This window comes from Pseudarthrobacter phenanthrenivorans (assembly GCF_036455295.1).
In the GTDB taxonomy this organism is placed as follows: domain Bacteria; phylum Actinomycetota; class Actinomycetes; order Actinomycetales; family Micrococcaceae; genus Arthrobacter; species Arthrobacter phenanthrenivorans_C.
The window spans coordinates 21307-34582 of record NZ_JAYXNX010000002.1 but is presented as its reverse complement, the minus strand read 5'-3'; the positions used below and the strand labels follow the sequence as shown (position 1 = coordinate 34582).

The window sequence follows — 13276 nt, the reverse complement described above, 5'->3', positions numbered from 1 at the left end:
CGTCGTGCATGTCTTTTACAACGTTCCGGGCGCGCAGGAGGTAGCCGCGAATGCTTAGCCGAATTGCCGAGTCCCTGTTCTGGATCGGCCGCTACGTGGAGCGGGCGGACGGTACCGCCCGAATCCTCGACGTGCACCTGGAACGCCTGAACCACCTCCCCATGGAGGAGCGCAAAAGCGTGGCCCAGGAACTCCTGGCGGTCATGGGCGCCCGCCCGCAGAGCGAGGACTTTGGGCTGCCCGAACTGCTCCACGCCCTGGCCTACGACAAAACCAGCGCCACGTCCATCGCAGGCTCCCTGGGTGCTGCCCGCGAGAATGCACGCCGTGCGCGTGAGACGGTGTCCTCGGCCCTCTGGGAGAGCCTGAACACCACCTACTACGGCCTGAGCCAGCACCGCAAGGACGTGGTGGGCACTTACCGTTTCTGCAACTGGACCCTGGAGCGTACAGCCATGGTCAGCGGCCTCGCCGACACCACGGTGAGCCACGACGAAAGCTGGCTGTTCCTGGTCCTGGGCCGTTCCCTGGAACGCGCGGACATGACAGCCCGGATGCTCTCCACCCGCGACGTGCTGTCCGCCGGCATGTCCTGGGTCAACATGCTGCGCTGCGCGGGCGCCTACGAATCGTTCCTCCGCACCCGCCGCGCGGCGTTCGGTGACCAGCACGCCGCCGAATTCCTGCTCCTGGACCGGCTGTTTCCGCGGTCCATCGTGTATGCGCTCCGTGACGCCGACGAGTGCCTGGCCAAGCTGGACCCGTCCGCGCAGCGGGTGGGCTTCATCAACGACGCCCGCCGCATTGTGGGACAGGCCAGGACCTTCCTGGAGTTCCACCGGACGGACGACCTCATGTCCGAACTTCCCGAGCACATGGAACGGGTCCAGAAGGCAGTGTCCCAGGCTTCGGACGCCATTTCCCGTAAGTACTTCAATCAGGCGGACGAACTTGCCTGGGTGGGAGAACTGTCATGACCCGGTTGAGCATCGTCCACAGGACGGCCTACAAGTACAACAAGCGGGTGACCCTGTCCTACAACGAGGCGCGGATGACCCCGCTGACCGACTCGCAGCAGGTGGTGTTGGAGTCTGTGGTCAAGGTGTCCCCGTCGCAGGCGGCTGTGAGCACCTACCGGGATTACTGGGGAACCAGGGTCACCGCCTTTGACATGCAGATGCCGCACGAGAACCTTGAGGTGGTCTCCAACATCACCGTGGAGGTGCACCGGGCGGAAAAGATCCCGGCCGAAGCTGACATCGTGGGCTGGGACGACCTGAAGTCCCCGGAGACCCTTGACGCCTTCAGCGACTGGCTGCCGCAGTCCCGGCTCAGCGGCCCGGGCGACGAAGTGCTGGGCATCATCCCGGACGTCGTGGCGGGAAAGAACCCGCACGAGGCAGCCATGGCCATCTTTGCCTGGATGCGCGGTGAAATGACCTACATGTCCGGCTCAACGGCCGTGACCACCAACGCCGAGGAGGCCTGGGGCCAGCGCCAGGGGGTTTGCCAGGACCTGGCGCACCTGGCCATCGGTGCCCTGCGGAGCTGCGGTATCCCGGCGCGCTACGTCTCCGGCTACCTGCACCCGCGGTCAAGCGCCGGAATCGGCGAGACCGTGGCCGGGCAGTCGCACGCGTGGCTTGAGTGGTGGGACGGGGACTGGCGCAGCTGGGACCCCACCAACCACAAGCCCGCCGGCGACTTCCACGTCACGGTGGCCAGGGGCCGGGACTACCGGGATGTATCCCCGCTGAAAGGCATTCTGTCCGGTGGCGGCGGGTCCGCGCTGAAAGTCAGCGTGGAGATCACCCAGCTCGCCTGACACGGCGGCTTCCCCGGCCGTCATGGCCGGGGAAAACGCCAGCCGGCCAGCTGGGGTCCAGGTGCCTACTCCGGGGCCGTCCGGGCTGAGCTGTTGATCTGGGTCCACCAGGTCATGGGATCGGTGACTTTGAAGCGGCGCCCCGTCACCGAGTCCGGGGTGATGCGCACAAATGCGTCTTTCCGTCCGGACTGCCAGGGGAAGAGGTACAGGCGGGAGGTCTCCAGCACCTCTTCGGTGCTCTTGACCAGGGCGGCTGTGCCCTTCACCACCACGCTCCACGCCAGCCCGGTATCGGGGTCCACGCCGTCCGCTTCGATGGCGACGGCGGCATCGCCGCCGGTTGCTGCGGACAGTTTGGTTCCCTGTGCCGTCCGGAAGACCAGCGTGCCGCCGTCCACCGTGTAGTTGACCGGGAAGATATCCGGACGGCCGTCAGCCAGCACGGCCCGTCTCCCCACGGACACCGTCCGAAGCAGGGCCCAGCATTCGTGGTGTTCGAGGTTCTGCACTTGGCTTGATGACTCGTTGCTCATGCCGTGAGCATACGCCCATCACCAGGGGCTGGGCTTGTAATCCTTCAGGAAGACACCGTACTGGTCCTCGCCCTGTTCACCCATGACGATCGGATCGTAGACCCGGGCTGCCCCGTCCACCAGGTCAAGGGGTGCGTGGAAGCCTTCCTCCATGAGGCGGACCTTGGTGAAGTGCGGGCGTTCGTCCGTGATCCAGCCCGTGTCTACGGCGGTCATCAGGATGCCGTCGGTGTCCAGCATCTCCCGGGCGCTGGTGCGGGTCATCATGTTCAGCGCCGCCTTGGCCATGTTGGTGTGCGGGTGCCCCGGGCCCTTGTAGGCCCGGGAGAACTGGCCCTCCATGGCGGAGACGTTCACGATGTACTTGCGCCGGGCAGTGGAGCGCCGCATGGCATCGCGGAGCCGGCTGACCAGCAGGAACGGCGCGGTGACATTGCAAAGCTGGACCTCGAGCATTTCGAGCGGATCGACTTCGTCCACTACCTGGGTCCAGCTGTTGATGGTGGCCAGGTCCGGCACCAGGCCGCCGGCGTCGATCGCAGTGCCCGTGGCGATGCGTTCCAGGGATGCGGACCCGGTGGACAGCGCCAGTGAGGTGATGGCGTCACCGGCCAGGACCGGGTGGTCGGTGACACTGCCGGCAAGGGCCAGCGGGTGCTTGTCGTGCGCGTGGCCGAAGGTCAGGAGCTCGGGGCCGCCGTTGGCCTGTTCCAGTGCCGCGGGGAGGGGTTCGTCCTCCGCGTCCACCAGCGGTTTGTAGGCGTTGCCCGAACGGCGCACGGTCTGCGCGGCGTTGTTGATGATGATGTCCAGGGGGCCGGCCTCATTGAGTGAGTCGGTCAGGGCCATCACCTGGGCGGGGTCACGCAGGTCGATCCCCACGATCCGGAGCCGGTGCAGCCACTCGCCACTGTCCTCCATGGCAGCGAACCGGCGGGCCGCATCTTTGGGGAACCGGGTAGTGATGGTGGTGTGGGCACCGTCCCGCAGTAACCGGAGGGCGATGTACATCCCGATCTTGGCGCGGCCGCCGGTGAGCAGCGCCCGACGCCCCGTCAGGTCGGTCCGGGCATCGCGCTTGCTGTGGCTGAACGCGGCGCATTCCGGGCACAGCTGGTGGTAAAACGCGTCCACCTGGGTGTAATGCTGCTTGCAGATGTAGCAGGGGCGGGAGCGGATGAGGTGGCCGGCGACCTTGCCGGTGGCAGACGGTGCGAGCTTGTTGCCGCGGGTCTCGTCGTCGATCCGGTCCGGCGCGGCGGTGGCTGTCTGGGCGATGACGGCGCGGTCGGCCTCGGCGATGGTATCGCGCTTGGTGACGCGGCGGTGGCGCTTGACGGCCTTGAACATCTTTCCGGTGGCGCGGCGCACCGAGATGTAGTCCGGGTGCTCCTCGTCGTACGCGTGGATGGTGTTCAGGACCTTGAGGCAGGCCTGGATGTCCTCAGGGGTCAGATCGGGGGAGCTCATTGGGAAAATTTTACCGTGAACGCCGCAGGCCGGGACACCATGAGTGGTGTCCCGGCCTGCGGATGCCATAGAGGTCCGTGGTCCGGGTCAGGAGATTCGGGCTCCGGGTGTCGCTTCAGCCGCTGCGGCAGCATGTGTGTCTGCCACCTTGTCCACCGTGTCCCGCACGTCCGGGTACTGGTCCGCGGCAGCCTTTACGGCGGCCGGCAACTGGCTCAGGTGCCGTGCGGCAAGCTGGCGTTCCTCGTCCCCGGGTTCCGGTACTTCCTGCCCCTTGGCAAGGACAGTGATGCCGGACTCGGTGACCTTGAAGCCGCGGGCCCGGTCAAGATCCGCGTCAAGGCCGATGGCCGCACCGGCGGGAACTTTGACGTTTTTGTCCAGGATGGCCCGGTTGACGACGGCGCCTTCGCCGACCTGCACCTTGTCCATCAGGACCGAGTCGATGACCCGGGCACTGGTGGCGACGTAGACGTCGTTGGACAGTACCGAGCCCTCCACAACGCCGCCGGAAATCACCACGCCGTTGGCCACGATGGAGTCCAGGGCCGTGCCCACCGTGTTGTTCTGGCCCCGCACGAACTTGGCCGGCGGCGAGATGCTCTGGCGGGTGTAGATGGGCCACTCGGAGTTGTACAGGTTGAAGACCGGCAGCGGCGAAATGAGGTCCATGTGGGCGTCGTAGAAGGAATCGATGGTGCCTACGTCGCGCCAGTAGGTGCGGTCGCGCTCGGTGGAGCCGGGGATGTCGTTCAGCGTGAAGTCGTAGACGCCTGCCTCGCCGCGGTTCACAAAGTAGGGGATGATGTCCCCGCCCATGTCGTGCTTGGTGTCCAGCCGCTCAGCGTCCACGTGCAGCGCGGCCACCAGGGCGTCGGCGTCGAACACGTAGTTGCCCATGGAGGCAAGGAACTGGGAGGGGTCGGCGGCAAGGCCGGGAGTGCTGGCCGGCTTCTCGACAAAGGCCGCAATTTTCTGGGGATCGTTCTGGTCCACCTCAATGACGCCGAACTGGTCCGCCATGTGCAGCGGCTGCCGGACGGCCGCCACTGTGGCCTTGGCGCCGCTGTTGACGTGCTGCGCCACCATCTGGGCAAAGTCCATGCGGTACACGTGGTCGGCGCCGACCACGACGACGATGTCGGGGTTTGCGTCGTGGATCAGGTTCAGGGACTGGTAGATGGCATTGGCGCTTCCCAGGAACCAGCTCTTGCCCACGCGCTGCTGGGCAGGAACGGACGCGACATAGTTGCCCAGCTGGGTGGACATGCGCCAGGTTTCGGAGATGTGGCGGTCAAGGCTGTGCGACTTGTACTGCGTCAACACGACGATCTGCAGGTAGCGGGAATTCACCAAGTTGGACAGCGCGAAGTCGATAAGGCGGTAACTGCCGGCAAACGGCACAGCGGGCTTGGCCCGGTCTGCCGTCAGTGGCATCAGTCTGTTTCCCTCGCCGCCTGCGAGGACAATGGCCAGGACTTTTTTGGTCAACGGCATAATGGTCGCTCCTGTACGCCTTCGTAACTCCCCAAGACAGTCCGGTAGGCCCGGACTCCTTCACACTAGAACAGTTATCCGTGAACGACTACCTTGGGTCTTGTGCGAATAGACATTGTGACTAAAGAGTTCCCGCCAGAGATCTACGGTGGCGCCGGGGTGCATGTAGCCGAATTGAGCAGGGTGCTTAGTAAGCATGTTGACCTGCAGGTTCGTGCTTTCGGCGCTCCCCGCGATGCCGATTACCACGGAGCAACCGTGACGTCGTACCAGGTTCCCGAGGACCTGGGCGGGGCCAATGCCGCGGTGCAGACCCTGGGTGTGGACCTGCGCATTGTGCCGGATGTACAGGGTGCCGACCTGGTCCATTCGCATACCTGGTACGCCAACATGGCCGGCCATCTGGCCTCCTTGCTGCACGGAATTCCGCACGTTCTCAGCGCCCACAGCCTCGAGCCGCTGCGGCCTTGGAAGGCCGAGCAGCTGGGCGGCGGCTATGCCCTGTCCTCCTGGGTGGAAAAGACGGCCTACGAAGCGGCAGCGGCCATCATCGCCGTGTCCGAGGGCATGCGCCAGGACATCCTGCGCAGCTACCCCAACGTGGACCCGGAAAAGGTCAGGGTGGTCCACAACGGCATCGACGTGGAGCTGTGGCAGCGTGACGAAAACGACGACGCCGTCCGCGCCCTGGGCATCGATCCTGCCAAACCGAGCGTCGTCTTTGTGGGAAGAAACACACGCCAGAAAGGCGTCCCGTACCTCCTTCGGGCAGCCGCGCAACTTCCGGCGGACGTCCAGTTGGTGCTGTGCCTCGGTGCTGCGGACACCCCGGAACTGGCAGCGGAAACCGCCGCTTTGATCGAGGACCTGCAGAAGCAGCGGACCGGCGTGGTGCTCATCGAACGCATGTTGCCGCGCCACGAGCTGATCCAGGTCCTCAGCCACGCCACTGCCTTCGCCTGCCCGTCCATCTACGAACCGCTGGGCATCGTCAACCTCGAAGCCATGGCCTGTGGCGCGGCAGTGGTGGCCAGCGCAACCGGCGGCATCCCCGAGGTTGTCGACCATGGCCGCACCGGCCTTCTGGTTGACCTGGAACAGGTGACTGACGGCACGGGGACGCCCCTGGACCCCGAGAAGTTCGTCCGCGAGTTCGCCGACGCCCTCATTGAGGTGGTGTCCGATCCCGAACGCGCCCGGGCCATGGGGCAGGCGGGCCGGGAACGGGCTGAGAAACACTTCTCCTGGGAGTCCATCACCGAGACCACCCTTGAGGTCTACCGCTCAGTGCTCCCGGCCGGAGCCTGAGCGTCCCGGCAGCGCAACGCACGACGGCGCCGCTTCCCTTGGCAGGGGAGCGGCGCCGTCGTTGTTTCCGTGCTTCGGGGCATGCTGTTTAGGCCCGGGCGACGACTCAGCCCTTCCGGTCCGCCGCGGTCCGGGCGATCAGGACCTTCTCGTCCACCGGCGACTGCCCGCTCGCCCGCGCGTTGCGGAAATACTCGCGGGCTTCATCCTGCCGCACCTTCTCCGCACCGGTGGCGATGGCTGCGCGAACATGGTCATCGCCGTACCCGAAGGCGTCCACCAGATCCAGGGCGTGCGGGCGGATCTTTTCCAGGAGCCGGTTAATGTAGCCGCCCACGGTGCGTGCGCGCTGCATGGAGAGGCGCCCGTTCATGAGGTACCAGGACAGGTTCTTCTCGATCAGCGACAGGCCGAACAGGTCGCGCAACCACGTCAGAACCTTCCGGGTCCCCGGGTCCTCCACTGTCTGGAGTGCGTCCGTGAACGCCTCCCACTGCAGCAGTTCGGCATGGGCCTGCGCAGCGTCGATGAGTTCGTTCTGGTGCCGGTTGAACAAGGCCGCGCCCTTGTCCTGCGGCATTCGCTTGCTGCCCTTGAGGGCGGCTCCCGCCTCTGCCACCATGGTCTGGACCCTGTCAGTCAAGAGCGCGCGCTGGCTGTCCTCATCCCGCAGGGCGATGGCGGCCTTCTGGACCGAGCCGGTGTCCGCCATGAATTGCGCCACCTGCCGCAGGCCGGTCCGGTGGACCGCGGCGCCCGCCGCCTGGGTCACCACGTAGCGGGCCAGGACGCCGAAGTCCACGTTGCGGAACTCCTTGGCGTAGTCGGCAAGCAGTCGCTTGGCCACCAGTTGGAGCAATACGGTGTTGTCGCCTTCGAAGGTGGCGTAGACGTCCAGGTCTGCCCGCAACGAGGCGAACCGGTTCTCAATCAGGAAGCCGGCGCCCCCGCAGGCTTCCCGGCATTCCTGCAGCGTGTCCAGTGCGTGCCAGGTGCTCAGGGGCTTCAATGCCGCCGCCAGGGTCTCCAGGTCCTGCCGGTCCGCGTCGGTGTCATGGGCGCCGGAGAAGACGTCGTCGAATTTCTGCAGGAGCTGCTCGTGGGCGAAACTTGCCGCGTAGGTGGCTGCGAGGCGGGTGAACAGCCTGCGCTGGTGCCGCTGGTAGTCCAGCAGGACCTCCTCTTCGGTATGGGAGGAGGCGTTGAACTGGCGGCGCTCGGTGGCGTACTGGATGGCTGCCTTCAGCGCTACCTTGGAGGCAGCGACGGCGGCTCCGTCCAGGGAGACGCGGCCCTGGACCAGGGTTCCGAGCATGGTGAAGAAGCGCCGGCCCGGGCTGGCGATGGGTGAGGTGTAGGTTCCGTCCGCGTCGACATTGCCGTAGCGGTTCAGGAGGTTGGTCCGGGGAACGCGGACATTGGTGAAGTGCAGCCGGCCGTTGTCGATGCCGTTCAGGCCGCCCTTGATGCCGTCGTCCTCCCCGCCGATCCCGGGCAGGAATTCCTTGGTGTCCGGGTCCCGAAGGTCCACATAGAAGGCATGCACTCCATGGTTGACGCCGCGGGTAACCAGCTGCGCGAAAACGACGGCGCCCAGTCCGTCATTTGCGGCGTTCCCGATGTAGTCCTTCCAGGCGGCGCGGAAGGGGGTGTTGACCACGAATTCTTCGGTGGCGGGGTCATACGTTGCCGTGGTGGCGATGCTGGCCACGTCTGAGCCATGGCCGGTTTCGGTCATGGCAAAGCAGCCGGGGATTTCCAGGTTCATGATGCCGGGCAGCCACTTGGCGTGGTGCTCCTCGGTGCCCAGATGCATCACCGCCGAGCCGAAGAGTCCCCACTGGACGCCCGCTTTGATCTGCAGCGACGGATCAGCCACCACGAGCTCCTCGAACCCGGCAATGTTTCCGCCGTGGTCGTCGGAGCCGCCCAGTTCGGTGGGGAAAGCCCGGTGTACGGCTTCATTGTCCACGAGGTACTTGAGCTGCCCGAAGACGCGTGCACGGTGGTCCGTGTGCGTCAGGCCCTCGACCTTGTGCAGTTCCGGCCTCGCGGCCAGCTCCCTTGCCTGGAGCCGAACGTCAGCCCATTTGCCCAGGAGCTGCCGGCCCAGTGCCTCGACGTCGATGGCGGGTTCAGGGTTTATGGCCGGGATGGTGGCTGCAAAGGTTGCCGCGGGGCGGGGGCCCTTGCCGGCGGGGCGGTCCACTACGTCAGTCATGTCATAGTCCTTCTTTGGCGGATAACTTGGTGGTCGGTGAGGCCAGTGAAACTTCAGGGGCAATTCCCACGCACAGCCAGGCGGTGATTTGGCGGGCCATGCTCTCCTGGCTCGGCTTGGCCGGGGAGTCCGGCGTGCTGAGCCATTGTTCGCCGGCATTGCGCACCAGGCCGATGGCCGCCTTGGGCCAGTAGCCGATGACGGTCTGGTCAACATCGCGCAGATGCGAGCGCATGGGCGTGGCAATCATGTCCGCGATGGCTTCGAAGAAGTGGCCCAGCGGGCCCCCGGCGGCATTATGCGGCGGGTTCGCGGGTTCGCCGGGAGCATAGCTGGTGACGAATGCGTAGACGTTGGGGCTGGTGTCGGCCATCTGGAGATAGGCCGAGACCATCGCCAGCAGGCCCTCCCGCGGCGTGAGCGCGCTTTGTGCTGCTTCCTGGATGCGGTGCTGCATCTGGTTGAGGACCACTTCGCCCACTGCCTGCTGAAGTCCGGCCTTGTCCCCGAAGTAACGGTAGAAGACGGATTTCGAGGTACCCGCGGCTGTGGCGATGTCCTCCATGGACGCGTCACTGCCCAGCGCATGCACGGCACGCCGGGCCTGCTTGATGAGGTCCCTGCGCCGTTCCTCCCTGTGGCTTTGCCAGCGCGAGGAACGGCCGTCAGGGCTGGCGGGAGAAGCCAGTTCGACGGCCAAGGGGATGTTCGTGTCCAGAAAGTTCACGATACCCAGCGTATCAGGTACGCTGGGTATCGGTAACCACATGTGACCAGAGGAGCCATCCATGTCCATAGACGGACAGACAACCCCCGCCCCCGAGGGACCGGCCGCAGCCGCCGTCCCGGCAACCCGCAGGGCAGTGATCGTCGGCGGCAACAGGATTCCGTTCGCCCGTGCGGGCGGCGCCTATGCAAAGTCCTCAAACCAGGACATGCTGACCGCCGCCCTCGACGGCCTGATTGCCCGGTTCGGGCTTCAGGACGAGCGGATCGGCCAGGTCGCCGCGGGTGCGGTACTGAAGCACTCGCGGGACTTCAACCTCACCCGGGAAGCCGTCCTGGGATCAGCGCTCTCCGCCGAGACCCCCGTGTACGACCTCCAGCAGGCCTGTGCCACGGGCCTCGAAACCGTGGTGGGCCTGGCAAACAAGATCAAGCTGGGGCAGATCGAGTCCGGCATTGCCGGCGGCGTGGATTCCGCTTCCGATGCGCCGGTGGTGGTCAGCGAAGGACTTCGCGAGGTCATCCTGGACCTGCACCGCGCCAGGACGCTGCCCCAGCGCCTCCAGATCCTGAGCCGCCTGCGTCCCAAGGACCTGGCACCACTGGCCCCCGGCACGGCAGAGCCCCGCACCGGCCTGACCATGGGTGAGCATCAGGCCCTGACCACTGCGCAGTGGAAGATCTCCCGCGAGGCACAGGACGAACTGGCGTTGAACAGCCACCACAATCTCGCCGCAGCCTACGAGTCAGGGTTCTTTGATGACCTCATGACCCCCTACCGCGGACTGACGCGAGACGCGAACCTTCGTGCGGACACCTCCATGGAGAAGCTTGCCTCCCTGAAGCCCGTCTTCGGCCGCAATCTCGGGGCCGACGCCACAATGACGGCCGGAAACTCCACCCCGCTCACCGACGGTGCGTCGACCGTGCTGCTTGCCTCCGACGAGTGGGCAGATGCCCGCGACCTCCCTAAACTGGCAGCCGTCGTGGACGCCGAGGCCGCGGCCGTGGATTTTGTCCACGGCAAGGACGGGCTGCTGATGGCCCCCGTCTTCGCTGTGCCGCGGCTCCTGGCCCGCCAGGGCCTGACGCTGGCCGACTTTGACTACTTCGAAATCCACGAGGCCTTCGCGGCCACGGTCCTCAGCACCCTGGCCGCATGGGAAGACGAGGAGTTCGGGCGAACCAGGCTCGGCCTGGATGGCGCGTTCGGCAGCATCGACCGGACACGGCTCAACGTCAATGGGTCTTCGCTGGCAGCGGGCCACCCTTTCGCGGCCACCGGTGGCAGGATCGTGGGCACGCTTGCAAAAATGCTCCACGCCAAGGCAGCTTCCACGGGGCGTCCCGCCAGGGGCCTGGTGTCCGTTTGCGCAGCAGGCGGCCAGGGCGTCGTCGCAATTATGGAATCTCTGTAGGGGGCGGCGTGGCAGATACATACACCCAAATGGTCAACAGCAGCCTGGGCCGCAGTGTTGCCAGAAAGCTGGGCCTTCCGCAGCCCGCCGTACTGCGCCGCTACAAGTCCGGCCAACCACTGGTGACCGGACCCGTCGTCGTCGTAGGAGACACGCCGGGCGCAGACAAACTCGCTGCCGAACTGCTGTCCTGGGACCTTGACATCAGGCGGCACGCCGTTCCGGCGGAGAAGCTGGCGGCCATCATCCTGGTCCTCGACGAGGTGGAGCACCCGGGGGAGCTTGAAAGGCCCGTGCTGGCAGCGGCCGGCTCACTCCGCGACCTGCAACCCTATGGGCGGGTCATCACGCTGTCACGGCCGGCCGCAGAGGCGTCTTCGCCCCATGCTGCGGCTGCACGGCAGGGAGTGGATGGCTTCCTGAGGTCGCTTGCCAAAGAACTGCGGGCAGGCGCAACGGGAAACGGGGTGCTTCTCGGCGACGGAACGGCGACCACCAGCACCAGTGTCCTGGGCGCCCTCAGGTTCTTCCTGTCGGCCCGCTCGGCGTTCGTGGATGGCCAGTTCCTGGCGGTCTCCACGGAGGACGGGGCGCTTCCCGCAGATCCCGACCGTCCTCTGGCGGGGAAGGTGGCCGTAGTCACCGGCGCAGCCCGGGGCATTGGGGCTGAAATTGCCCGCACCCTGCACAGGGACGGCGCCACCCTGGTCCTCGTGGACATTCCGGCAGCAGGTGACCAGTTGGCAGCCGTCGCCAATGAGGTGCGGGGGACCGCCCTGCAGCTGGACATCACCGGCGCCGACGCGGGGCAGCGGATCATCGACCATGCCGTGCAACGGCACGGTCGGCTGGACATCGTCGTTCACAACGCCGGCGTCACACGGGACAAGCTCCTGGCCAACATGGACCAGGCGCGCTGGAACATGGTCATCAACATCAACATTGCTGCGCAGCTCCGCATCAACGAGGCCCTGCTGGCCTCCGAATACTTCCGGTCAACTCCGCGTATTGTTTCAGTTGCCTCCACCAGCGGCATCGCTGGGAACCGGGGGCAGACCAACTACGCAGCGTCCAAGGGGGGAGTGATGGGAATGGTGCGCGCCACCGCTCCGCTGCTCGCCTCTGCCGGCGGTACCATCAATGCCGTCGCCCCCGGATTCATCGAAACAGACATGACCGCACGCATCCCCTTTGCCGTCCGTGAAGTGGCGCGGCGCCTGAACTCGCTGCAGCAGGGCGGACTGCCATCCGACGTTGCAGAGACCATAGCGTTCCTCGCCAGTGACGCGGCCGGTGGAATCAACGGGCAGGTGCTGCGTGTATGCGGGCAGAATCTGGTGGGGGCATGACGCTCCAGCAACCGGTGGTCCTGGCAGAGATGCCCTCCCTGTCCAAGCTTTATGTCAATGCCGCCGCGCAGGCGGCCCGCCGCAGGCTGCTGGGAACCCACGACTCCGCCGTGCTTCCGGCTGAAAGCCACGAAGTCCGGGGCGTTAGCGTCGACGTGGGAAACCTTACGGCCTACCAGCACCTGATAGGCGAGACGGCAAGCGACGTCCTGCCGGCAGGCTTCATCCACGCAATCGCCTTCCCGCTGGCCATGAGCGTCCTGAACCGCGACGACTTTCCGCTTCCCCTCTTGGGGATGATCCACCTACGCAACCGGGTGGAGCAAAGGGCGCCCCTGGTCTTCACCGACACTCTGGATATGACGGCGAGGGTTGAGAATCTTCGTGGCCACCGTGCGGGTACGCAGGTGGACGTTGTGGCGGAAGTGCGGCGCTCGGGCTCATCGGACGTCCACTGGCGGGGAGTCTCGACATACCTGGCCAAGGGTGTGTTCCTGCCGGGGATAGACAAACCCACGGCAGTTCCGCCCAGGCCGGACTTCACAACGCCGGACCCAACGGCGCTGTGGCACCTTGGAGTAGATACGGGCCGGGCATACGCAGCAGTGTCGGGAGATTTCAATCCGATCCACCTGAGCGTGCTCTCGGCCAAGGCGCTGGGCATGCGGCGTTCCATAGCGCACGGAATGTACCTGGCATCACGTGCGCTCGCAGATGTGGGGCCGGCCCGCGGAGATTCGTTCACTTGGGACGTCGAGTTTGAGGCCCCGGTCTTCCTTCCCTCACGGGTTGCATTGGAGATCACCTCGGAACAAAGCGGGGCAGGGGCGTGGAAACGGTCCGACTATGTTGCCTGGAGCCCCCGCACCGGACGGCGCCATTTCAGCGGGACGGTCACCGCCGTCTAGCCAGGGCAACAGCCGGAC

The 13276-nt window shown here is 65.9% G+C and carries 11 protein-coding genes; 6 read left to right on the top strand and 5 right to left on the bottom strand.

Annotated elements, in window-relative coordinates; translation table 11 throughout:
- Window positions 1-50 precede the first annotated feature (50 nt).
- Together VXJ37_RS02600 and VXJ37_RS02595 are read left to right on the top strand one after the other, a co-directional pair.
- The gene (locus VXJ37_RS02600) at window positions 51-977 is read left to right on the top strand and encodes an alpha-E domain-containing protein (protein WP_141941306.1); all 927 of its coding nucleotides are present in this window, start codon (window positions 51-53) and stop codon (window positions 975-977) included.
- A complete protein-coding gene (locus VXJ37_RS02595) occupies window positions 974-1825 on the top strand; it encodes a transglutaminase family protein (RefSeq protein ID WP_141941308.1) in 852 nt (283 codons plus the stop codon). The genes VXJ37_RS02600 and VXJ37_RS02595 overlap by 4 nt, the downstream gene beginning before the upstream one ends.
- 65 nt (window positions 1826-1890) lie before the next feature.
- On the opposite strand, the gene VXJ37_RS02590 is transcribed toward VXJ37_RS02595, so the two are convergent.
- The 3 genes from VXJ37_RS02590 to glgC all read right to left on the bottom strand — a co-directional run bounded on the left by VXJ37_RS02590 (window position 1891) and on the right by glgC (window position 5328).
- Complete coding sequence (locus tag VXJ37_RS02590) at window positions 1891-2361, bottom strand: pyridoxamine 5'-phosphate oxidase family protein (protein ID WP_331321510.1); 471 nt, start codon at window positions 2359-2361, stop codon at window positions 1891-1893.
- An 18-nt stretch (window positions 2362-2379) separates the two neighbouring features.
- Window positions 2380-3831 (bottom strand): SDR family NAD(P)-dependent oxidoreductase, encoded by a 1452-nt coding sequence (locus VXJ37_RS02585; RefSeq protein ID WP_331321509.1) that lies wholly within the window; start codon window positions 3829-3831, stop codon window positions 2380-2382.
- An 87-nt stretch (window positions 3832-3918) separates the two neighbouring features.
- Window positions 3919-5328: a glucose-1-phosphate adenylyltransferase gene (gene glgC / locus VXJ37_RS02580; protein ID WP_331321508.1), complete on the bottom strand. Its 1410-nt coding sequence runs from the start codon at window positions 5326-5328 to the stop codon at window positions 3919-3921.
- Between the two features lie 102 nt (window positions 5329-5430).
- On the opposite strand from glgC, the gene glgA reads away from it, so the two are divergent.
- A complete protein-coding gene (gene glgA / locus VXJ37_RS02575; protein ID WP_331321507.1) occupies window positions 5431-6636 on the top strand; it encodes a glycogen synthase in 1206 nt (401 codons plus the stop codon).
- A 106-nt stretch (window positions 6637-6742) separates the two neighbouring features.
- On the opposite strand, the gene VXJ37_RS02570 is transcribed toward glgA, so the two are convergent.
- Both VXJ37_RS02570 and VXJ37_RS02565 read right to left on the bottom strand, forming a co-directional pair.
- Window positions 6743-8857 (bottom strand): acyl-CoA dehydrogenase family protein, encoded by a 2115-nt coding sequence (locus VXJ37_RS02570; RefSeq protein ID WP_331321506.1) that lies wholly within the window; start codon window positions 8855-8857, stop codon window positions 6743-6745.
- Window position 8858: 1 nt separating this feature from the next.
- Window positions 8859-9626, bottom strand: a complete 768-nt coding sequence (locus VXJ37_RS02565) for a TetR/AcrR family transcriptional regulator (protein WP_440589769.1) — start codon at window positions 9624-9626, stop codon at window positions 8859-8861.
- A gap of 19 nt (window positions 9627-9645) precedes the next feature.
- Between VXJ37_RS02565 and VXJ37_RS02560 the strand changes: the two genes are divergently transcribed.
- From VXJ37_RS02560 to VXJ37_RS02550, 3 genes are read left to right on the top strand one after another with little or no spacing between them, the layout of a single operon-like run.
- On the top strand, window positions 9646-11001 hold the full coding sequence (locus VXJ37_RS02560) for an acetyl-CoA C-acetyltransferase (protein WP_331321504.1): 1356 nt from the start codon (window positions 9646-9648) through the stop codon (window positions 10999-11001).
- 8 nt (window positions 11002-11009) lie between these two features.
- Window positions 11010-12350 (top strand): 3-oxoacyl-ACP reductase, encoded by a 1341-nt coding sequence (locus tag VXJ37_RS02555; protein ID WP_331321503.1) that lies wholly within the window; start codon window positions 11010-11012, stop codon window positions 12348-12350.
- On the top strand, window positions 12347-13258 hold the full coding sequence (locus tag VXJ37_RS02550; RefSeq protein WP_331321502.1) for a MaoC family dehydratase: 912 nt from the start codon (window positions 12347-12349) through the stop codon (window positions 13256-13258). The genes VXJ37_RS02555 and VXJ37_RS02550 overlap by 4 nt, the downstream gene beginning before the upstream one ends.
- Window positions 13259-13276 lie beyond the last annotated feature (18 nt).

Excerpts from the sequence above, each read along its gene's own strand:
- VXJ37_RS02600 (WP_141941306.1), top strand. The coding sequence starts at position 51 with ATGCTTAGCCGAATTGCCGAGTCCCTGTTCTGGATCGGCCGCTACGTG.
- VXJ37_RS02595 (WP_141941308.1), top strand. The coding sequence starts at position 974 with ATGACCCGGTTGAGCATCGTCCACAGGACGGCCTACAAGTACAACAAG.
- VXJ37_RS02590 (WP_331321510.1), bottom strand. The coding sequence starts at position 2,361 with ATGAGCAACGAGTCATCAAGCCAAGTGCAGAACCTCGAACACCACGAA.
- VXJ37_RS02585 (WP_331321509.1), bottom strand. The coding sequence starts at position 3,831 with ATGAGCTCCCCCGATCTGACCCCTGAGGACATCCAGGCCTGCCTCAAG.
- glgC (WP_331321508.1), bottom strand. The coding sequence starts at position 5,328 with ATGCCGTTGACCAAAAAAGTCCTGGCCATTGTCCTCGCAGGCGGCGAG.
- VXJ37_RS02570 (WP_331321506.1), bottom strand. The coding sequence starts at position 8,857 with ATGACTGACGTAGTGGACCGCCCCGCCGGCAAGGGCCCCCGCCCCGCG.
- VXJ37_RS02565 (WP_440589769.1), bottom strand. The coding sequence starts at position 9,626 with ATGTGGTTACCGATACCCAGCGTACCTGATACGCTGGGTATCGTGAAC.
- VXJ37_RS02560 (WP_331321504.1), top strand. The coding sequence starts at position 9,646 with ATGTCCATAGACGGACAGACAACCCCCGCCCCCGAGGGACCGGCCGCA.
- VXJ37_RS02550 (WP_331321502.1), top strand. The coding sequence starts at position 12,347 with ATGACGCTCCAGCAACCGGTGGTCCTGGCAGAGATGCCCTCCCTGTCC.